Genomic DNA, 21,245 nt, shown 5'->3' with positions numbered 1-21,245 from the left:
AGTGTCATAAAAAGAAAGCTACTTTCACAAAATAAAAGCGGGGTGATCAACATGCAGTACTTCTTACATCTTCCAAAACAGGAAAAAATATTCAAGTGTGAACCGAATGAGAATGGAATGCGTTACCTTGGCTTTGAAAGAATTTTATTATCTTCTTCACAAGAATACAGCTCGGAAAGCAAAGATTTCGAGATCTTCTTAGTCATTCTTTCTGGAAGATGTGATGTTTCTGTCAAAGACAGAGAATTCAAAAACATAGGTGGAAGGAAAAATGTATTTCAAGGCAAACCTTTTTCAGTTTACATACCACCGAAATCTTCTTTCACCATTCGAACAAATCAACAAGAGGGTGTAGAAGTTGCATTGGCAAAAGCAAAAGTCGATGAGGAGTGCTTAATAGAACCATATTTGATAAAACCAGAAGAGGTTGCTTCAGGAAAATGGGGCATTTCTAACTATTCAAGGGTATATCACCAAATAGCCGTCGATCAAACTCATCCGGCGGTGAAATTGATGATAGGCGAAACTTTCACCCCATCTGGGAACTGGTCAACGTACCCACCACATAGGCATGAAAACGATAACCTTCCAGAGGAAAGCTACTTGGAAGAAATTTATTTTTACAAAACTGATCATCCAAAAGGCTTTGGACTCGCGAGACATTACACCGATTCAAGAGATATGAACGCTTGCTATGTAGTAGAAGACAACACACTCCACTTAATGCCAAAAGGGTATCACACAGTTGTTGCTGCGCCTGGTTTCACCGTGTATTATTTGTGGTTCTTGGCTGGTCCAAAGAGAGTCCAAGCACCATACGTCGATCCAGATCTGAGGTTTGTAGACCTGGCTACTAACATGATCAGAAATATAGAGAACAATCTTTCGGTTTGAGAGGTGGCAAAAATGAGTGTCCTGGAGAGTTTTTCTTTGTCAGGAAAGGTCGCTATAGTAACTGGAGCCTCACGTGGACTTGGTCAGGCTATGGCTATTGCATTAGCCGAAGCAGGTGCAAACATAATCGGTGTGAGTAGCTCTTCTGATCAGATAGAGACCAAAAAAATCATAGAGAAACTCGGTAGAGAATATTTAGAATTAACAATAGATTTAAGAGATTCAACCAAGACTCATTCAGTTATTGAAAAGTCAATCGAGAAATTTGGCAAAGTCGATATTCTGATCAACAATGCCGGGATAATTCGCAGAGCACCTGTAACACAATACAGCGAAAAAGATTGGGACGAAGTAATGACTGTAAACCTTAAATCGGTTTTCTTGCTATCGCAAAAATTTGCCCAGCATGTGATAGAGAGAAAGGTAAAGGGAAAGATAATCAACATCGCCTCGATGTTGTCATTTCAAGGTGGTATCTTCACAACGGCATACACAGTTTCAAAACATGGAATTGTAGGATTGACAAGAATCTTTGCAAATGAATTGGCACCATATGGGATAAATGTGAATGCCATAGCGCCAGGGTATATGGCGACAAAGAATACCGAACCCTTGAGAATGGATGAAAACAGAAACAAAGAGATTCTTTCAAGGATTCCCATGGGAAGGTGGGGTGACCCACAGGATTTGAAGGGAGTGGTTGTCTTCTTAGCAAGTTCGGCATCTGATTACATCACTGGTGCAGTGATTCCTGTAGATGGAGGGTGGTTGTGTAGATGAAGAATATCGTCAATGTCAACGAGGTGCAAAAAAGAAAGGTCAAGGAAGGAATTGAAATGTGTGTTTTAGCTTGGGGTGGATCTCTGATGATGACCCAGGTCTTTTTCAAAAAAGGTACAGCAAGTGATCCACATTCACACAAACACGAACAGTTATCTTATGTTGTCAAGGGTGATTTCACATACATCATTGATGATAAGCGATACGAAGTGAAACAAGGACATAGTATCTATATTCCGCCAAATGTACCACATTGGGTAGAAGCAATAACCGACGGTATCCTCGTCGATGTTTTCACACCGATCAGAGAGGATTTTCTGAAGAAGGGAGATTAGACCTTGCACACACTCAAAAGAGGTTTAGAAATACTCGATTATATTGTAAAAGCTCCAAATGGTGTAACTGCAAGTGAGATATCTAAGAAATTTTCCATGAGTATTTCCAATGCATGTAAATATTTAGCTGTTTTTACAGAATGCGGTTATCTCACAAGACACAATGACAAGATGTATTATCCTGGATTCAAATTACTGGAATACAGCTCAATCATCCTCAGAAAATTCGATATCAGAGATATCGCACACAAAGATCTGGTGGATTTGATGGCAAAAACTGGTCAGACAGTTCATTTGATAATCAAAGATGGATTTGAGGGGGTTTATCTCGATAAAGTCGAAGGAATTAACAGCATCCCCATGGTTTCAAAGATTGGTATGCGTGCACCGTTCTATTCCACTTCGGCTGGCAAAGCAATTTTGGCTTATTTACCCGATAAAGAATTCGAAGAATACTTAAGAACAGTAAAACTAACAAAAAGAACCGAGAAGACAATAACAGATGCCGAACAACTTCGCAAAGAAATCAGCAAAATCAGGCAGAGTGGATATGCAATAGATGACGAAGAAAGTGAAATCGGTATAAGGTGTATAGGAGCTGCCATATTGAACCATGAATGTTACCCTATAGCCGCTGTCAGCATATCTGGTGCGGTGTCGGTATTATTGGACGATACCATCGAGAATTTTTCAAAAAAGGTTGTTGAGTGTGCCGAGAAAATATCAAAAAAATTGGGGTGTAATCACCGCTAAGTGAGGGGGTGAGAAATTAAATCAATTCAAAAAAGTCTTTTGGAAAAACCACCACTCAAGGGAGGTGTTAGAGGTGAGAAAGTTTTTCGTTTTTGCAATCTTGGTATCTTTTGTTCTGGTGACTTTCTGTGCACCTATTGTCTTAAAGGCATCTGACGTACACAACGAGGGGTATCCAACAGTTGAAGCAATTAAAATGATGGGTAAGACTATTGAACTGATGACTAATGGAAAGTACAAGATCGAAGTATATGTAGGCGGACAGCTTGGTTCAGAGAAAGAGGTCATCGAACAAACCATCATGGGAGCAATTCATATTGCGAGAGTGTCTGTCGCTCCATTACAGCCATTCTACGACCCAATTGGTGTATATGCCATGCCTTACCTTTTTAGAGATGCAGAACATTATTGGAAAGTTTTGGAAGGGCCAGTAGGCGAACAGCTCCTGAAAGACATGGAGAAAATAGGATTGATAGGATTGTGCTATTACGACGCAGGTGCAAGAAGCTTTTACACGAAAAAACCTGTTCAAAAACCTGAAGATCTAAAAGGAATGAAAATAAGAGTCCAGCAAAATGCCATAATGATCGCTCTAATGGGTGCGCTTGGTGCCACCGGTGTACCGATGGGACCAGAAGAGATATACACGGCTATCCAAACTGGAATTGTCGACGGTGCTGAAAATAATCCACCTTCATACTATGAATTCAGGCACTTTGAAGTCGCTCCATATTATTGTTTAGATGGTCACACGAGAATACCCGAGATAGTGCTCATCAATAAAGCCTTCTGGGATAAACTCACAGCCGAGGAAAAACTCATCTTCAAAACAGCCGCAATTGCTTCTGTACAATATGAGAGACTCCTGTGGAATCAATGGGAAGAATCGGCTCTCGAAGCAGTTAAGAAGGCAGGAGCACAGGTCTTTGTTCCCGATGTTTCCGCATTCCAAAAAGCCGTTCAGTCGATGTATGATAAATATCCACAATACAAAGAATTGATCCAAAAAATCCAGGCAACTAAATGAAAAAGATGGGCGCCTTCGGGCGCCCATAGTTGAGGTGAATTAAATGAGAAAAGTACTCAACAAAATTTTCGATTTGATCAATAAAACTGTTCTATGGTTTTCAGCGATTGCTCTTTTTTTCACGACGGGCATTGTCTTTTACCAGGTGATTGCGAGATATGTTTTCAACAAGCCTCCTATGTGGACCGAGGAAATCGCCTTGATAACATTGATATGGATTTCAATGCTTGGTGCAGGTGTTGGCGTTAGAACGGGTATTCATGTCAGAGTTGAAGTTTTTATCAACATTTTCCCCAAATTAATTTGTAAAATCATTGACACTTGCATCCTTTTACTCATAGCATCTTTTGGTGTAGGAATGTCCTATTACACTTTTTTACTCGTCAAGAGATTGCCTAATAGAATGGCAGCTACCGGAATACCAGTGTGGTGGATGTATCTACCGGCAGCGATATGTGGGATACTGGTCGTTTTCAGTGTGATCATAAGAATAATTATCGATATCTTTGGGGGAGAAAAACGATGAAAAATACTTTGAGATTGATCACAGGTGGGATAGCTATATTCTTGGTTGGTTTGATTTTAGTGTTTTTCCTCAAATTACCGATTGTCTCTCATATCTCACGAGACAATTCAGCAATTACAATCTTATTTGCCTCTTTTGCATTGATGTTATTTTTGGGCACGCCAATAGCATTTTGTTTGAGTATTTCGTCGCTTTTGACAATAATTTATCTCAAATTGCCTGCAATGGTTGTGTTTCAAAGAATGAGTGCCGGAATAAATGCCTTTTCTCTGATCGCAATTCCCTTTTTTATTTTGGCAGGACAGATAATGGCTGACGGTGGGATAGCAAGAAAAATTGTGGAATTTTCGAATATATTGATTGGTCGTGTTCGTGGCGGACTTGCCATGGTAAACATTCTTGCGAGTATGTTTTTTGGTGGAGTGAGTGGTTCTTCTGTTGCTGATACTTCTTCAATTGGTGCATTTTTGATACCAATGATGGTTGATCAAGGATATGACAGAGACTTTTCTGTTGCTGTGACGATTACATCTTCAACGCAAGGTATCATCATACCTCCGAGTCATAACATGATCATTTACTCACTTGCCGCCGGTGGGGTATCGGTGGGTGCTTTGTTCATGGCAGGATATATACCTGGTATAATGGTTGGAATATCACAGATGATAGTGGCTTATTTCATTTCAAAGAAGAGAAATTATCCAAAAGCTGGTAAGGTTGGATTCAAAGAGGCATTGATAATAACAAGAGATTCCATACTCGGTTTGTTTGTTGCCCTTATAATCATATTTGGTATAGCATTTGGTGTTTTCACAGCAACAGAAGCATCAGTCATAGCGGCAGTTTATGCTCTGATAATCACCACATTCGTGTACAAAACTATGAATCTCAAAAAAATCTTGGAGACTTTTAAAAACACAACTATCATTGTTGCGATGGTAATGTTTGTGATTGCAAGTTCGTCTGCTTTTGGATACTTACTCGCTTATCTTAAGATTCCAGCCCTGGTTGCGGGAGGTTTGCTATCTGTAACAACAAACAAGTATCTTTTAATGCTAATGATTAACCTAATTCTATTGTTTCTTGGAATGATCATGGATATGGCTCCGCTCATCTTGATAACAACTCCAATCTTTTTACCAATTGTTATCTCATTGGGTTGGTCACCAATTCAATTTGGCATCATAATGATGATCAATTTGGGTATTGGTTTGTGCACACCACCGGTTGGTACCACACTGTTTGTCGGTTGCGCCATTGGTAAATGCAGTATCGAAAAGGTGACGAGGGCTTCCGTACCATTTTACATAGCGATGATTATCGTTTTGCTACTCGTCACTTACGTACCATGGTTCACCATGTTCCTTGGATCAAGATTTTTAAGGTAGGTGAATCATACGATAATCGGAAAACCTTTCATCGAAACAGGATACAAGCAAATTGTCTCAACAGAAATCTTTGATAACCTAACCTTCGGCCTGTTGTTATTGAAGCAATCGCAGGATTTTATGTACAAGGAAGAAGAAAAAGAGAGTGTTTTTATATTGATAAAAGGACAGGTGATCTTCAAGGTCAACGGCAAAGAATACACAACCAATCTCAGAAGAGATGTCTTTGTCGACAGTCCAAGCGCTCTCTATGTACCCAAAAACCTTGATTTACTCATAAAGGCTGTAACCGATTCGGAAATAGCTGTAGCAAAGGCATTTTGTATAGATTCTGGAAGTGAATACTTTATACCTGCTGAAAAAGTCAAGAATAAATACGTTGGTGAATCAAACTGGAAAAGGTTAGTGAGAGATGTCGTTGATAGCTCAGTTCCCGCTCAAAGGTTAATAGTGGGTGAGACGATTAATCTTCCTGGATGTTGGTCAAGTTGGCCACCTCATAAACACGATATAGACGATTTTCCAAATGAACTAAAAGCCGATGAGCTATATCATTTTAGAATAGAACCAACCTACAGCTTTGCTTTACAAAGGATTTATAATAAAAATATCGATGAATCATATGTAATAAGAGATGGTGACACAGTTATAACCAAGACAGGTTACCATCCAGTAGTAGCTGCCCCGGGAACATTAGTGTATTACATCTGGGTGGTGAGCAACGAAAAAAGAAAATTTCTTCCTTCCACTGACCCACTTTTCACTTGGCATAAAAATGTTGAATTCATACTAAAAGAAAAATAGTAAGCAAACAGAGACCTGATATCAATGTTTTGGTGATAAAATAATGTTAGGAGGTGGAAATATGCCAGAATTTGTTAATCCATTCAGTGGCAAAGTCCCCGAGAGAAAGTTGACTCTTACAGAATTAATCAGGGCTATTAGACTTAACATTGCCGCGGAACACGAGGCCGTTCATCAATATTTATCTCATGCCGATGCAACAGATCATCCATTGGCAAAAAAGGTACTCACCGAGATCGCAAATGAAGAAAGAGTTCACATCGGAGAATTCACAAAGCTTTTGGAAATACTCACGAAAGACGAAGCGCAATTCATGGCGCAAGGAGCTAAGGAAGTTGAAGATATCATCAAAGAGATAGGCGATGAAGAACCGACAGTTGGTTCTCTCAAGGATGGTGAGTGACATGGCGAATAAATATTTAATGCAAGAAGATGCACCACTATCACCGGAGCTTTGGCAACTCTTCAATAACACAATGGTCGAGATCGCAAAAAGTTATCTCACAGGAAGAAAGATTCTTCCAACAAAAGGACCTTTTGGCATTGGTTTGAAACAGATATCTTTGGCAGATATCGAGATCGAACCGGGAGTTTTTTCATCTAAGACACTCCCGTTGACTTATATACACAAGACCTTTCTGATCTCAAAAAGAGACCTTGCAGCTTATGAAAAAGAAGGAATTACGATCGATCTTTCTTCACTAATCGAAGCTACAAAAGAATGCGCAAAAATCGAAGATAAATTGATCTTTGAAGGAATATCTTCTAAGGGTTTACTCAATTCAGACGGTGTACTCAGCGTTGAATTGAAGTCCTGGAAAAACGTCGGGCAAGCAGTTAATAATGTGATCGAAGCAGTCACCCGCCTTGATGAAGCGGGTTTCCATGGTCCTTATCTATTGGCTCTATCACCTGAAAGATATAACTTGCTCTTCAGGAGATACGAAAGTGGAAATCAAACTGAACTCGAGCACATGAAAGCTTTTGTAAAAAATGTCTATAAAGCTCCCATTTTGAAAGACTGCGGTGTTCTCATACATGAATCAGATGTATTCGCTTCGATAATAATCGGTCAAGACATGTCAATAGGTTTCATAGGACCTGTTGGAGAGAAACTTGAATTTTCAATTTCTGAAAGTCTCACATTATTTTTGAATACACCCTCCTCTGTGTGCATATTGAGTACAAAATAATAATCCCCCTTACGGGGGTTTTTTGACAGTTGAGATCTTTGGGCACAAAATTTTGTAAAGTATTTTTATTCATTTTGAAAATATATCTCTGATTAAGCTTCATGATATTATTAAACTGTACAAGTGAATATTTCCCTCCCACGGGGAAATGCCCTTGTATAATTCCGAGAATAGGGCTCGGAAGTCTCTACCGGACAGCCGTAAACTGTCCTGGCTACAAGGGCTAATTTCTTTTCGGTAGAGACTTTCACTACCGATTTTTTATTTTTTGGAGGTGCTTTGCATGAAAATTGCCATTGTCGTGGGAAGCGATAGCGATTTAAAGTACGCTCAAGAAGCGTCTGAGGTGCTCAAATCTTTTGACATTCCACACGAGATTTTCATCCTCTCTGCCCATCGGACACCATATGAAACGATCGATCTTGCAAAAAACGCAGAAAAAGAATATTCGGTGATCATTGCCATGGCTGGTAAGGCTGCACATCTACCAGGAATCATAGCATCTGTGACCACATTACCAGTGATCGGTGTACCAATTTCTGCTTCTTTAAACGGACTTGACTCACTTTTGTCAATCTGCCAGATGCCAACTGGTGTACCTGTTGCAACGATGACCATAGATGGAGCCAAGAATGCCGCATTATTTGCAATAGAGATTTTGTCTTTGAACAATCAAAATCTCAGGGAAAAACTCGCAAAGTACAAAGATGATCTCAGAAAAGCCGTATTGGATAAAAACAAAAAACTAAGGGAAGGGTGAGATGATGGAAAAAAAGCAGATGATTTACGAAGGAAAAGCAAAAAGGGTATATCAAACAAGTGACCCAAATCTTTTGATAATCGAATACAAAGACGATGCAACGGCTTTTGATGGTAAGAAAAAAGGAACGATCCCAAACAAAGGTATCTTGAACAACAAAATCTCAGCGATCTTTTTCGAATTACTCGAGAAGAATGGCATTCAAACCCATTTCATCAAACTACTGAACGATAGAGAAATGCTCGTCAAAGCAGTGAAGATAATACCCATAGAGGTCATTGTGAGAAATATCGTTGCCGGAAGCCTTTCAAAAAGATTGGGTTTAGCCGAAGGAACTACTCTCAAAAAAACCGTTCTCGAACTTTGCTACAAGAGCGATGAATTAGGAGACCCGATGATAAATCACTATCATGTACTCGCATTGAATTTGGCGTCAGAGGAAGAGATTGGAAGGATCGAGCAAACAGCGCTAAAGGTTAATGAAATCCTGAAGAACTTTTTAGAAAGCAGGAACATAGTCCTGGTTGATTTCAAGCTCGAATTTGGAAGAATGGATGGACAAATATTGCTTGCCGACGAAATTTCACCGGATACCTGTAGGTTCTGGGATAGCTCAACAAAGGAGAAACTTGACAAAGATAGATTCAGAAGAGACCTTGGCAAAATCGAGGAAGCTTATTGGGAAATATACAAAAGGGTAAGCAGTTAGGAGTGATTTTGTGTATAGAGCAAAGATCGAAATCATGTTTAAAGATGGTGTACTCGATCCCCAAGGTAATGCCGTTAAACAGGCATTGCATCATCTTGGATTTGAAAATGTTAAAGATGTGAGGATGGGTAAAATAATCGAAATCGATATCGATGTGAAAAATCAGACAAAGTTGAAATCTGAGATTGAACAAATGTGTGAAAAGCTACTTGCCAATCCAGTTATAGAAAAATATCTAATTTTGTCTGTGGAGGAGATAAGATGAGATCGGCAGTCATAGTCTTTCCTGGGTCAAATTGCGACTCAGATGCTTACTATGTCTTGAAGTACGTCCTTGGCTTTGACTGCCAATATGTTTTTCACAAGGAGAATTTTGCACCAAATGAGTTCGACTTGATAGTCTTACCAGGTGGGTTTTCTTATGGAGATTACCTGAGAGCTGGTGCAATAGCAAGATTTTCACCAGTTATGAAAAGTGTCGTTGATTCGGCGCAAAATGGCACTTTGGTACTCGGTATCTGTAATGGTTTTCAGATACTGACCGAGGCAGGCCTTCTTCCCGGTGTGCTGATGAAAAACAAAGATCTGAGATTTCACTGTCATGATGTGTATTTGCGTGTTGAGAATAATTCCACACCTTTCACGCTCATGTATTCTATGGGAGAAATTGTAAAGATGAGCATTGCACATGGTGAGGGAAATTATTTTATTCAAAATCCAAAGAAAGTAGAATCTCAAGTTGTTCTGCGATATTGTGACAGGAGCGGAAAGATCGATGAAAGATCCAACCCAAATGGATCTGTTTCAAACATAGCGGGTATTATCAATCAAAATAACAACGTGTTCGGTTTAATGCCCCACCCAGAAAGATGTACCGAAGATATCCTTGGTTCAATAGACGGGAAAAAGATCTTTGAATCAATCGCTTTGTACATAGAACGGAGGAAATCTCATGCACTCATATAAAGAACTCGGACTGAGCGAGAAAGAATACAAAAAGATCGTTGAAATATTACAAAGAGAACCAAATGAAATTGAGCTTGGAATGTTTTCAGTCATGTGGTCTGAACATTGCAGTTACAAACACACGAAAAAACTTCTCAAGGAATTCCCAACAAAGGGCAAAAGAGTTATCCAAGGACCTGGAGAAAACGCAGGTGTAGTTGATATAGGTGATGATCTGGTTGTTGTCTTTAAAATGGAGAGTCACAACCACCCATCGGCTGTGGAACCATTCCAAGGCGCTGCGACCGGAATTGGTGGTATCGTGAGAGACATCTTTGCAATGGGCGCACGACCGATAGCTTTACTCGATTCTCTCAGGTTTGGCGATCTCAAGGATCCAAAGACAAAATACCTATTCTCGGGTGTGATTTCAGGTATAGCACATTATGGAAATTGTATAGGAGTTCCCACAGTTGCTGGTGAGATATATTTCAATGATTGTTACGATGACAATCCTTTGGTTAATGTGATGTGCGTTGGTATAGCCAGAAAAAAAGAAATAAAACTTTCAAAAGCGACTGAGTCGAGTAGTCTCGTGATGCTCGTTGGTAGTTCTACAGGAAGAGATGGTATACACGGCGCGAGTTTTGCCTCAGAAAACCTCACCGAACAATCTGAAAAGAAAAGACCATCTGTTCAAATAGGAGATCCTTTCACAGAAAAACTACTCATTGAGGCATGCCTCGAGGCAAGCAAACTCGATTGTGTATTGGCGATTCAAGATCTTGGTGCTGCGGGTTTGACATCTGCATGCTCAGAAGTTGCTTCAAAAGGAAACAAAGGTATAGAAATAGAACTTTCACTCGTGCCACAAAGAGAAGAGGGAATGACTCCTTACGAAATTGTTCTTTCAGAATCCCAAGAGAGAATGCTTCTCATTATCAAACCGGGATCTGAGAAAATAGTCAAGGAGATCTTTGAAAAGTGGGACCTCCATGCACAGATCATAGGAAAGATAACAGATGATGGTCTTTTCACTGTGAAAATGAAGGACCAGGTTGTCGCTCAGATACCAGTGAAAGCTCTCACCGATAAGGTACCGATCGTTGATCTCGAAGCAATTCCATGGACAGATTCTTGCCAGACAAATTTTCCACAATTAGATAATCTGCAAGAGATCTTCTTTGAACTCCTTAGAAGCGAGAATATCTGCAGTAGGAGATTTGTCTATGAAAGGTATGATCACAGAGTTGGGACAAACACGGTTGTATTACCTGGTTCAGATGCAGCAGTTTTGAGAATAAAAGATTTGAACAAAGCAATCGCGGTAACAACAGACTGTAATAGTTTTTATTGCTATTTAGATCCATACGAAGGTACAAAGATCGCGGTTTGTGAAGCCGCAAGAAATTTAGTCGTAACCGGCGCAGAACCAGTTGGTATAACGGATTGCTTGAATTTTGCAAATCCAGACGATCCAAAGATAGCTTATCAACTTCAAAGAGCCATACAGGGTATAGCTGATGCCGCTAAATATCTGGAGATACCAGTTGTGAGTGGAAATGTGAGCCTTTACAATGAAAGTCCTCAAAGAAAGATATATCCAACTCCAGTGATTGGTATGGTTGGTTTGATAGAGGATCTTTCATCTTTGTGTACGGCAGGTTTTAAAAATCCAGGAGATGTTGTGATACTATTGGGAAACAACCGTAGCGAAGAGTTCGCCTGTGAATACACGAGATTCATCTTCAAAGTCGAATCAGGTAAACCACCATGTGTCGATCTTGAGATGGAAAAAAGACTCCAAAAGACTTGTTTAAGATTGATACGAGAAAAGATCGTAAATTCAGCGCACGATCTTTCAGAAGGCGGTTTAGCAATTTCCCTTGCAGAATCGTGCATTCTGGGAAATCTTGGAGTGTCGTGTGAACTGAAAACCAATAAGAGACCAGATTTTGTACTTTTCGGCGAGGATCAGTCGAGAATTTTAATCAGTGTTTCAAAGGAAAAAATCTCGTCTTTCTGGGAAATTGTTCAACAAGAAGACCTTCCAGCAACTGTAATTGGAGAAGTAATAAAACAAGATTTCATCATCAAAATCAATGACAATCGAGTTATAGACACGACTGTAAATGAGATACAAAGTATATACGATCATTCACTCGAAAAGCTGGTGAATCAATAATGCCATTGAAAGAAGCCTGTGGTTTACTGGGTGTTTTTTCTTCGCAATATGATGAATCAATAGCAAAGACTGTGTATTATGGACTTTTTGCTCTGCAGCACAGAGGACAAGAAAGCGCCGGCATAGCGGTGAGTGATCAGAATTCGATTAGATACCACAAAGGTCTGGGTTTGGTGTCTGAAGTTTTTAACGAAGAAGACCTCGATCTACTCGGTGGAAAGATGGCTATTGGGCATGTCAGATATTCAACAACGGGAAGTAATTCTTTGAGCAATGCACAACCACTGGTTGTGAAATATCACTCAGGTGAATTGGCTGTGGCTCACAATGGAAACATCGTCAATGCGTACGAATTGAGAAATGAACTTGAACAAAACGGCATAATGTTTCATACAACCACAGACAGTGAAGTAGTTGCAGCTTTGATTGCAAAATCACGTAAATCATTGATCGACGCAATATTTGAATGTGTTGAAAAAGTGCACGGTGCTTATTCGCTTTTGATAATGTCCAAAGACAAACTCATTGCAGTTAGAGATTCTCATGGTTTTCGCCCGTTGTGCATTGGTTCTTATAACGGTTCTTATGTAATAGCATCGGAAAGTGCCGCATTTGATACCATAGGTGCTACATTCATTAGAGATGTTGAACCTGGAGAAATCGTTGTATTTGATGAGGATGGCCTTAAATCTTTCAAGAAAAAAAGCTCAAAGAAATCGCTATGTGTCTTTGAATTTGTCTATTTTGCAAGACCAGATAGCACGATAGACCAAGTGAGTGTATATCAAACAAGATGGGAAGCAGGCACAATATTGGCAAGAGAGCATCCTGTTGATGCAGACCTTGTTGTTGCTGTACCTGATTCAGGAAATGTTGCGGCTATAGGATTTTCAGACGCATCTCATATACCAATGGGCATGGGATTGATCAAGAATCGTTATATAGGAAGAACCTTCATTCAACCATCTCAAAGAATGAGAAGTCTTGGTGTGAGATTGAAACTCAGCCCACTTAGAGACTTAATCAAAGGTAAACGGATTGTTTTGGTAGATGATTCGATTGTTCGTGGAACGACCATGGGACAGATCGTTAGAATGTTGAAAGATTGCGGTGCAAGAGAAGTACATGTGAGGATAAGTTCTCCTCCAATAACTCACAGTTGCTATTTTGGAATAGACACTTCAACAAGAAAAGAATTGATCGCGTCAGATAACAATCTTGAGATGATCAAAGAGTTTATCGGCGCAGATAGTCTTGGTTATCTGAGTATTGAGGGTTTAGTCAAAGCAACTGGCCTAAGTAAACAAAATCTATGTTTAGCCTGCTTTACAGGCGAATACCCCATTGAAATACCAAGAGAAGGTAGAAAGTATCTTTTTGAAAAAAGATGAGGTGATGTGATGTCTATCACATACAAAGACAGTGGAGTCGACATAGATGCTGCAGACGCTGCCGTAAAAATGATCAGAAAATATGTTCAATCGACCTATACAAAAGGCGTTCTTGGAGATATAGGAAGTTTTGGTGGTTTTTTTCAAATAGACAATTCACACAAAAATCCTGTATTAGTCGCAGGAACCGATGGAGTTGGCACAAAACTAAAGATAGCTTTTATGATGGATAAGCACGATACAGTTGGAATTGATTGTGTTGCAATGTGTGTGAACGACGTATTAGTCCACGGTGCGGTACCACTTTTCTTTCTTGATTATATCGCCGTTGGAAAGCTCATTCCCGAAAAAGTTGCTCAGATAGTTAAAGGTATTTGCGATGGTTGCATTCAAGCCAGATGTGCCCTAATAGGTGGCGAAACGGCACAGATGCCAGATATGTACAAAGAAGATGAGTATGACCTCGCAGGCTTTGCGGTTGGTATAGTCGAAAAAGAAAGATTATTGGATGGCTCAAAGGTCAAAGAAGGTGATGTTGTTATTGGTCTTGCTTCAAGTGGTCTTCACAGCAATGGATTCTCCCTGGTTAGAAAATTACTTCTGAAAGATATGAAACTAAATACATACATAGATGATCTTAAAAAAACCCTCGGTGAAGAGTTATTGATTCCGACGAAGATTTATGTCAAACCAATTCTCGAGATACTCGATGAAAATGTTCATGCAATGGCTCATATAACCGGTGGAGGGATCGTGGAGAACCTTCCAAGAGTCATACCAGAGGGCCTTGAAGCGAGATTGGATAAAAAATCATGGGAAGTGCCTGTGATCTTTCATCTAATTCAAAGTATGGGAAAAATGGAAGAGAAAGAAATGTTTAGGACCTTCAACATGGGAATAGGCTTTATTTTAGTTGTCGAGAAAGATAGCGCAGATACTATTATCAAAAAATTACAAATTCAAGGGCAAAATGCATGGATTATTGGTCAGATCTTTAAAGGTGAAAGAGGTGTAATGGTTTGAATATCTTAAAAGTTGGAATCCTCGCATCTGGAAATGGAACAAACCTTCAAACGATAATAGATAAATCCGAGAAAAAAGAACTGCCCGTCCGCGTAGTCGTAGTGATAAGTGATAAACCAGATGCTTATGCTTTGCAAAGGGCAAGCAAGCATTCTATACCAACTTTTGTCGTAAAGCCAAGAGATTTTGCTGATAAAGTGTCTTATGAGCAAAAGATGATCGACATATTGAAATCTCATGATGTCGAATTGGTTGTTTTGGCTGGTTTCATGAAGATCCTCTCACCACATTTCATTGGAGCTTTCAGGAACAGAATCATCAATATACATCCATCTCTGATACCAGCCTTTTGTGGTAAAGATTTTTACGGTATGAAGGTACACCAAGCAGTTATCGATAGTGGAGTTAAGATCACTGGTGCAACGGTTCATTTTGTAGATGAAAATGTCGATGCAGGTCCAATAATAATTCAAAAGGCAATCGAAGTCAAAGATAACGATACTGCAGAAACAGTGGCTTTGAAAGTTCATCAAATAGAACACCAAATATTACCAGAGGCGATCAGATTGTTTGCCGAAGGAAAACTCAAAATTGTCGGGCGAAAGGTTTTTATAGAGGAGTGAAAAAATGCGAGCGTTGATATCTGTTTCGAACAAAGAAGGTCTTGTCAGTTTTGCAAAAAAATTGTCTGAATTGAACGTGGAGATTGTTAGTACAGGTGGTACCGCAAGATATTTGAAAGAAAACGGCCTTGAAGTCTTAGAAGTACAGCAAATAACATCATTCCCAGAAATATTGAATGGAAGAGTGAAGACATTGCATCCATCAATTCATGGGGCGATTCTCGCGAAGAGAGACAAAAAAGAACACCTGGAAGAACTCAAAAAATTCTCAATTACACCGATCGATATCGTGGTTGTCAATCTCTATCCATTCAAAGAAACTGTCCAAAAGACAAATGACTTGGAACAAATATTGGAAAACATAGACATAGGTGGGCCATCGATGCTCCGTTCGGCTGCAAAAAATTATAAAGATGTTCTTGTGGTGTGTGATCCATCTGATTACGAATGGCTCATCGATAAACTTTCTAAGAGAGAAACTATTACAGAAAACGAGAGAATGAAGCTTGCTTTAAAATCCTTTGAGCATACCGCACATTATGATGCAATGATTTCCCAGTTTTTCAGAGAAAAATTAAATATGGAAGAATTTCCGAAAACATTTACACCAACATTTGAGAAACTCTACGACCTTAGATATGGAGAAAATCCTCACCAAAAGGCTGTACTTTACAAGAACCCTTTCTCAAAATCTTCAGCGATAGTGAATGCTCAGCAATTACAAGGAAAGGAACTTTCCTTCAACAATCTATGCGATGCAGATGCCGCCTTTGAACTTGTAAAAGAATTTGATATGCCATGTGCCGTGGCCATAAAACACACCAATCCCTGTGGAGTTGCATGCGATGAAGATATCTCGGTGGCATTTGAAAAAACATATCAAGCTGATCCTATCTCTATCTTTGGTGGTATCGTCGCATTCAACAGAACTGTTGACAAGACATTGGCCGCTAAACTCTCAGAGATCTTTCTTGAAGTAACACTTGCACCCGACTACACACAAGATGCATTGATGGTTTTATCGAAAAAGAAAAATCTGAGAATTCTGAAAATCGACTTTTCAGCAGAAGATGAACCATTTGATTTCAAAAAGATCAGCGGAGGTATTCTTTTACAAACAAAAGACAATCTCGATTATGAAGAACTCAAAGTAGTGACCAAGAGAGCTCCAACAAGTAGTGAAATGAGAGATCTCATCTTCGCCTGGAAAGTAGTTAAGCACGCAAAATCAAATGCAATCGTAGTTGCCAAAGATCTATGTACTCTTGGAATAGGTACGGGTCAAGTAAACAGATTGTGGCCGACTGAGCATTGTGTGAGAATGGCAGGTGAAAAAGCAAAGGGATCGGTTCTTGCTTCAGATGCCTTTTTCCCATTTCCAGATGCACTCGAAGTTGCAGCAAAAAGTGGTATTTCCGCGGTGATTCAGCCAGGAGGATCGATAAGAGATCAACAGGTTATTGAAATTGCAAATCAATACAATATTGCAATGATCTTCACGGGCACAAGACATTTCAAACACTGAGGTGGTTTTGTGAAAATCTTGGTGGTTGGACAAGGCGGAAGGGAACACGCGCTGGTTTGGAAACTGTCTTTTGATAAAGAAATAGAGCTTTTCTGCACTCCTGGAAATGGTGGAATCTGTGAAGACGCAAAATGCTCTGTTTTGACAAATATCCAAGATATATTAAACTTTGCTGTTCGAGAAAAGATAGATCTTACAGTAGTGGGTCCAGAGATCTACCTTGCGAATGGTATCGTTGATGAATTTGAAAAACATGGTTTAAAGGTCTTTGGACCGAACAAAAAGGCTGCAATGATAGAAAGTAGCAAAGTCTTTGCAAAACTTCTCATGTCAAAGTACAATATACCAACGGCTAAGTTTGAAGTCTTTGACAATCAAATAGATGCTCAAAAATATCTTTGTAAAATCGACACACCAATTGTTGTGAAGGCCGACGGACTTGCCGCGGGAAAGGGTGCTATTGTTGCAAAATCAAAAAAGGATGCATACAAAGCAATAGATGATATTATGAACAAAAAAATCTTTGGCGAAGCAGGAAATAAGGTGATAATCGAAGAATTTCTCCAAGGAAAGGAAGTCTCTGTTCTGGCTTTTTGTGATGGAAAAACCGTGATTCCCATGGTTAGCAGTATGGACTACAAGAGAGCCTGTGATAATGATCGTGGTCCTAACACCGGTGGAATGGGGGCAATTGCACCGTGCCCATATTACTCAAAAGAGACGGCGGAATATGTCTATCATCGGATTCTCACTAAAACTGTTAAAGCCCTACAAGATGAAGGAATCGAGTACAAAGGTGTGCTCTACGCAGGGTTGATGATCACAAAAGATGGACCAAAAGTATTGGAATTCAATTGTAGATTTGGAGATCCAGAAACACAGGTGATATTGATGCTGTTGAAAAATAATCTTGTAGAGATTTTACAAGCCACGGTAGAAGGAAGTCTGAATAATCGTTCAATAAAATGGTCAGACGAAAAAGCCGTTTGTGTAGTGTTGGTAAGCGGTGGATATCCAGATTCTTACAAGACGGGATTTGAAATCTCTGGCTTGAAAAGTATAGAAAAAGATGTGGTCATCTTTCACGCAGGCACAAAAAAGGTCGACGAAAAAATTCTAACAAACGGTGGCAGAGTTTTGAATATCTGTGCGAAATCACAGAGTTATGAACAAGCAAGAAAAGTCGTTTATGATGCAATCAAAAACATTTATTTTGAGAACATGTATTATCGAAAAGATATCGCTCTTAACCTATACAGGTGAGATCGGTAGGATGATTTACAACTGCGAACCATTCACAACTGTTGGTGATGTTTATCCTCAAATCTTGAGTGAGTATTCAACAAAAGGAGAAATCTCAATCAAAACCTTAGTCAGTTTACTCTTCAGCATTGTACAGAATGTTCTCTCAATAACAGATATCTGTCATTTTGTCGTTGGCGGAAGATATGCCATCTTTGATGAAAAATACCTTCTGGAAGTTGAAAGATTAGCCAGGGAAAGATTTTATGGATTTGAAGTTTTCATAAGAAAATCTCTCAACAACCCCGATGCAATATTAACAGGTGCAGCAGAATATTTGATAGAAAACAGTATATTCAATATCTAACAGAACCTTTTCCAAAAACTCTCTCAAATCTTTCAACTACTTCAAGAAACTTGTCTTTGGTCAGCCAATCCGTCCAACCATATTTTTCATACACCATTTGCACTTGCCTATGGTAATTGAGTGCATCGAGCATTACTCTATCTACATACTTTGAAAGCATATAGGCAAGATGCTCTGCATCCATAACAATAACAGGTCCTACAAAGACAGAGACATCAATACCAGCTTCCTTGAGTTTTCTGAGTGTTTCAAATCTCTCTTCAACGGAAGGAGCACCTGGCTCAAGAATCTTTCTAACATCTTCGCGGTCTGTAGTAATTGTAAGTGTTACAGAAAGGTCTTTCAGAAGATCGATATCTCTCAAAATGAGATTTGATTTGGTCATGATGTGAGCTTTTCTGAAATGTGAAGTTAGAATCTGAATGATCTTTCGTGTCATTTCATACTTTTTTTCCATGTGTTGGTATGGATCGCAAATACTCGACAGGAAGAAATCACCTTTAGTTTTGATCAATTCTTTTTCAACCAGTTGTGCAACGTTGGTTTTGACCAAAACATCTTTTCCCCATTTGTAACCAGTGTATTTGAAAGGTCCTATGAAACGGGCATAACAATATAAACATCCAAAAGTGCAACCGATGTATGGGTTGATCACATATTTTGCAACGGGGATCTTAGTGCGAGTAATGGCTGTTTTAGCCGTTATCTCCCTGATCATCGATTAATCCCGTTTACAATAATACCAATCAATTTATTTGCAGTGTTTGAATTGACAAACGAAGTGATTAAGCTCTTATTACTCTTGCCAAGACAAATCACCAGAGCAAATTTTTCAACAGCTTTGCTTGCAAGAATACCCTCTGCACTATTGAGCGACGGCATATCTACGATGATCTTGTCGTATAATCCAACGAGTTTTCCAAGAGAGTCGACAAGTTTTGGATTGCTGAGAAACCAACTATCTTTTTCGTTAAGTGGTAAGATGTGGAGATTATCAGAAAATTTCGTGATACAGTTTTCTAAAGGCAATCCATTGATCAAATCTCTGATATCACCATTATTTTCAAGAGAGAAAACCTCTGAAAGCATGGGTGAGTTTGTACTCATATCGATCAACAAAGTTTTTTGAGCCATTTTTGAAAGAATATATGCAAGATTGGAAGCAACAAAGGTCTTCCCTTCCTTTTCACCTGCACTCGTCAAGCCAAAAATTTTTATAGGCATATCCAATACCATTGCGGCTGCGTATTTGAAATCACTGCAGATCTCTTCTTTTTCACATTCAAATGTGACCAAAAGATCTTTACCCTTCGCAGTTTTGTCATGCGATATCGTTCCCAAGATTGGTATCTTTGGAAAGATTCTTTCTAATTCATCTGGTGCTCTGAATTTCTTATCTGTCACTTCTCTGATGAAAACCACGACAATCCCAAGAAAGATCCCCAGTACACCGCCTATGGCAAGTGTGAGTTTTTTATTCGGTTTTGAAGGTCTATTTGGTATAACAGCGCTTGTGATAACACGCACATTACTAACGGTACCAACAGCACCTATTTTTGCCTGTTCGTACTGGCTCAAAAGAGCTAAATAGGTAGTTTGTTTTGCCTGTTTTTGTCTCTCTAATTCGAAAAGCTTTTGTTCAATCGATGGAATTGTTGAAACTTTCTTTAGATATTCATCTCTGATTTTCTCCACGGCAACTAAAGTTGCTTGCTGAACTTGAAGCTCTGTTTGCTTTAAAATCCAGGTAGTATAAAGTTCAGAATAAGCGGGATTTATCGTTTGAATCTCTGCACTTATAACCTTACTAATCTCTTTTTGCAAAAGATCTTGTGTTTCTTCGATTTGTTTCTTCAACGAGACAACCCTTCTATCGGTTTCTGAATATGTCTGGAGCAAAGCAGAAAGCTCTACCTGAAGATCAACGAGTTTAGATCGAAGTTGTTGAACAACGGGATTCGTGCTAATTGTTTCAGACGATACAATCTTTTGATCAACCTTTTTCAACATATCTTCTGCTGCCTTGATCCCAGTCTTGACTTGTTCTATGGACACTTTTGCTTCATAAACCTTCGCATCAAACTGTGCTACACCTTCAACGAGTTTTGCCGTTTGATCACTCAGCGAATAAATCTGGTTTTCCTCTTTAAATTTTCTCAATCTATCTTCGACATCTTTCAATTCCTGCTCAATACCAGGTAATTGCCTTTCTATGAAATCAACACGAGCGCTGTATTCATTCACAATCAACCGACTTCTCATGTCTAAATAAATATCGATCAAAGAATTCACAACTTTTGCTGCGACTTCTGGATTCTCATGTTCAGCTGATACTTGTATTACTCTTGTGTTCTTAACACTTTCTATCTTCAACCATTTTTCACTGATTACATTCACAACATCTTCGAGTGACACTTGCTTATCTTTGAACAATTCCATCAAATTAAGTTGATTAATCAATTTTTCTATGTTTTGTCGACTTTTCATCAGTTCGATCTCTGTCTGGACATCAGTGCCCCCACCCAGACTGCTGACACCCATTAATTGGGTCACAGCGCTTGGGATACTTATCGTCGGTTGGCTGGTTTGCATGAGAAGCTGTGCGCTTGCTTGATAAATAGGTTTTGTAAAAAACAAAAGATAGATCAAAGTTCCAAAAGACACCACAAGAAAGACCATCAAAAACCACCAAAAACGTCTTTTGAAGATTTTAAAGATATCAGATAAAGTGAGTTCTATTGTCTCGTTGTTCAATTTTTACCCCTCCTAATAAGG

At 39.2% G+C, this 21,245-nt stretch carries 23 protein-coding genes and 1 riboswitch; of the genes, 21 read left to right on the top strand and 2 right to left on the bottom strand.

What is annotated here, in order from left to right:
- The first annotated feature begins 51 nt into the window (after positions 1 to 51).
- The 21 genes from iolB (at position 52) to TSP02S_RS02830 (ending at position 18,470) form a co-directional block, all read left to right on the top strand.
- On the top strand, positions 52 to 894 hold the full coding sequence (gene iolB / locus TSP02S_RS02930; protein ID WP_052465284.1) for a 5-deoxy-glucuronate isomerase: 843 nt from the start codon (positions 52 to 54) through the stop codon (positions 892 to 894).
- A gap of 12 nt (positions 895 to 906) precedes the next feature.
- Positions 907 to 1,674: a 2-dehydro-3-deoxy-D-gluconate 5-dehydrogenase KduD gene (kduD, locus tag TSP02S_RS02925; protein ID WP_041081742.1), complete on the top strand. Its 768-nt coding sequence runs from the start codon at positions 907 to 909 to the stop codon at positions 1,672 to 1,674.
- Positions 1,671 to 2,009, top strand: a complete 339-nt coding sequence (locus tag TSP02S_RS02920; protein WP_041081740.1) for a cupin domain-containing protein — start codon at positions 1,671 to 1,673, stop codon at positions 2,007 to 2,009. Before kduD ends, TSP02S_RS02920 begins: the two co-directional genes overlap by 4 nt.
- A 3-nt stretch (positions 2,010 to 2,012) precedes the next feature.
- On the top strand, positions 2,013 to 2,762 hold the full coding sequence (locus tag TSP02S_RS02915; protein WP_041081738.1) for an IclR family transcriptional regulator: 750 nt from the start codon (positions 2,013 to 2,015) through the stop codon (positions 2,760 to 2,762).
- 73 nt (positions 2,763 to 2,835) lie between these two features.
- Positions 2,836 to 3,789: a TRAP transporter substrate-binding protein gene (locus TSP02S_RS02910; protein ID WP_041081736.1), complete on the top strand. Its 954-nt coding sequence runs from the start codon at positions 2,836 to 2,838 to the stop codon at positions 3,787 to 3,789.
- A gap of 43 nt (positions 3,790 to 3,832) precedes the next feature.
- Positions 3,833 to 4,315 carry a TRAP transporter small permease gene (locus TSP02S_RS02905; protein WP_041081734.1) on the top strand — a complete coding sequence of 161 codons (483 nt, stop codon included), beginning with the start codon at positions 3,833 to 3,835 and terminating at the stop codon, positions 4,313 to 4,315.
- Entirely contained in the window at positions 4,312 to 5,703 is a 1,392-nt protein-coding gene (locus tag TSP02S_RS02900; protein WP_082025882.1) for a TRAP transporter large permease, read from the top strand. Before TSP02S_RS02905 ends, TSP02S_RS02900 begins: the two co-directional genes overlap by 4 nt.
- Entirely contained in the window at positions 5,704 to 6,507 is an 804-nt protein-coding gene (locus TSP02S_RS02895; RefSeq protein ID WP_041081732.1) for a 5-deoxy-glucuronate isomerase, read from the top strand.
- Between the two features lie 61 nt (positions 6,508 to 6,568).
- Positions 6,569 to 6,910 carry a ferritin family protein gene (locus TSP02S_RS02890; protein WP_041081730.1) on the top strand — a complete coding sequence of 114 codons (342 nt, stop codon included), beginning with the start codon at positions 6,569 to 6,571 and terminating at the stop codon, positions 6,908 to 6,910.
- Between the two features lies 1 nt (position 6,911).
- Complete coding sequence (locus TSP02S_RS02885; RefSeq protein WP_041081729.1) at positions 6,912 to 7,700, top strand: family 1 encapsulin nanocompartment shell protein; 789 nt, start codon at positions 6,912 to 6,914, stop codon at positions 7,698 to 7,700.
- Positions 7,701 to 7,834: 134 nt separating this feature from the next.
- Positions 7,835 to 7,937, top strand: a riboswitch (purine riboswitch).
- A gap of 46 nt (positions 7,938 to 7,983) precedes the next feature.
- Positions 7,984 to 8,460 carry a 5-(carboxyamino)imidazole ribonucleotide mutase gene (gene purE / locus TSP02S_RS02880; RefSeq protein WP_041081727.1) on the top strand — a complete coding sequence of 159 codons (477 nt, stop codon included), beginning with the start codon at positions 7,984 to 7,986 and terminating at the stop codon, positions 8,458 to 8,460.
- A 4-nt stretch (positions 8,461 to 8,464) separates the two neighbouring features.
- Positions 8,465 to 9,169: a phosphoribosylaminoimidazolesuccinocarboxamide synthase gene (gene purC, locus TSP02S_RS02875; RefSeq protein WP_041084048.1), complete on the top strand. Its 705-nt coding sequence runs from the start codon at positions 8,465 to 8,467 to the stop codon at positions 9,167 to 9,169.
- 10 nt (positions 9,170 to 9,179) lie between these two features.
- The gene (gene purS, locus TSP02S_RS02870; RefSeq protein ID WP_082025881.1) at positions 9,180 to 9,434 is read left to right on the top strand and encodes a phosphoribosylformylglycinamidine synthase subunit PurS; all 255 of its coding nucleotides are present in this window, start codon (positions 9,180 to 9,182) and stop codon (positions 9,432 to 9,434) included.
- Positions 9,431 to 10,135, top strand: coding sequence for a phosphoribosylformylglycinamidine synthase subunit PurQ (gene purQ, locus TSP02S_RS02865; RefSeq protein ID WP_041081726.1), 705 nt, complete (start codon positions 9,431 to 9,433; stop codon positions 10,133 to 10,135). The genes purS and purQ overlap by 4 nt, the downstream gene beginning before the upstream one ends.
- Positions 10,122 to 12,299 carry a phosphoribosylformylglycinamidine synthase subunit PurL gene (gene purL / locus TSP02S_RS02860; protein WP_041081724.1) on the top strand — a complete coding sequence of 726 codons (2,178 nt, stop codon included), beginning with the start codon at positions 10,122 to 10,124 and terminating at the stop codon, positions 12,297 to 12,299. Before purQ ends, purL begins: the two co-directional genes overlap by 14 nt.
- Positions 12,299 to 13,690 (top strand): amidophosphoribosyltransferase, encoded by a 1,392-nt coding sequence (gene purF / locus TSP02S_RS02855; RefSeq protein ID WP_041081722.1) that lies wholly within the window; start codon positions 12,299 to 12,301, stop codon positions 13,688 to 13,690. Before purL ends, purF begins: the two co-directional genes overlap by 1 nt.
- Positions 13,691 to 13,699: 9 nt before the next feature.
- Positions 13,700 to 14,713: a phosphoribosylformylglycinamidine cyclo-ligase gene (gene purM, locus TSP02S_RS02850; protein WP_041081721.1), complete on the top strand. Its 1,014-nt coding sequence runs from the start codon at positions 13,700 to 13,702 to the stop codon at positions 14,711 to 14,713.
- A complete protein-coding gene (purN, locus tag TSP02S_RS02845; RefSeq protein WP_198407760.1) occupies positions 14,710 to 15,336 on the top strand; it encodes a phosphoribosylglycinamide formyltransferase in 627 nt (208 codons plus the stop codon). The genes purM and purN overlap by 4 nt, the downstream gene beginning before the upstream one ends.
- A 4-nt stretch (positions 15,337 to 15,340) precedes the next feature.
- Positions 15,341 to 16,861, top strand: a complete 1,521-nt coding sequence (gene purH, locus TSP02S_RS02840) for a bifunctional phosphoribosylaminoimidazolecarboxamide formyltransferase/IMP cyclohydrolase (RefSeq protein WP_041081719.1) — start codon at positions 15,341 to 15,343, stop codon at positions 16,859 to 16,861.
- Between the two features lie 9 nt (positions 16,862 to 16,870).
- On the top strand, positions 16,871 to 18,124 hold the full coding sequence (gene purD, locus TSP02S_RS02835) for a phosphoribosylamine--glycine ligase (RefSeq protein WP_041081717.1): 1,254 nt from the start codon (positions 16,871 to 16,873) through the stop codon (positions 18,122 to 18,124).
- Positions 18,075 to 18,470 carry a hypothetical protein gene (locus TSP02S_RS02830; RefSeq protein ID WP_171816287.1) on the top strand — a complete coding sequence of 132 codons (396 nt, stop codon included), beginning with the start codon at positions 18,075 to 18,077 and terminating at the stop codon, positions 18,468 to 18,470. Before purD ends, TSP02S_RS02830 begins: the two co-directional genes overlap by 50 nt.
- On the opposite strand, the gene TSP02S_RS02825 is transcribed toward TSP02S_RS02830, so the two are convergent.
- Together TSP02S_RS02825 and TSP02S_RS02820 are read right to left on the bottom strand one after the other, a co-directional pair.
- Complete coding sequence (locus TSP02S_RS02825) at positions 18,460 to 19,188, bottom strand: SPL family radical SAM protein (RefSeq protein ID WP_041081714.1); 729 nt, start codon at positions 19,186 to 19,188, stop codon at positions 18,460 to 18,462. The two genes, TSP02S_RS02830 and TSP02S_RS02825, sit on opposite strands and share 11 nt — an antisense overlap.
- Positions 19,185 to 21,224 (bottom strand): exopolysaccharide transport family protein, encoded by a 2,040-nt coding sequence (locus tag TSP02S_RS02820; RefSeq protein WP_041081712.1) that lies wholly within the window; start codon positions 21,222 to 21,224, stop codon positions 19,185 to 19,187. Before TSP02S_RS02820 ends, TSP02S_RS02825 begins: the two co-directional genes overlap by 4 nt.
- Positions 21,225 to 21,245: the final 21 nt, after the last annotated feature.

The sequence above is a fragment of the Thermotoga profunda AZM34c06 genome, assembly GCF_000828675.1.
Classification (GTDB): Bacteria; Thermotogota; Thermotogae; order Thermotogales; family DSM-5069; genus Pseudothermotoga_B; species Pseudothermotoga_B profunda.
The sequence above is the reverse complement of the archived record's forward strand: the minus strand, read 5'-3'. Positions and strand labels throughout refer to the sequence as shown.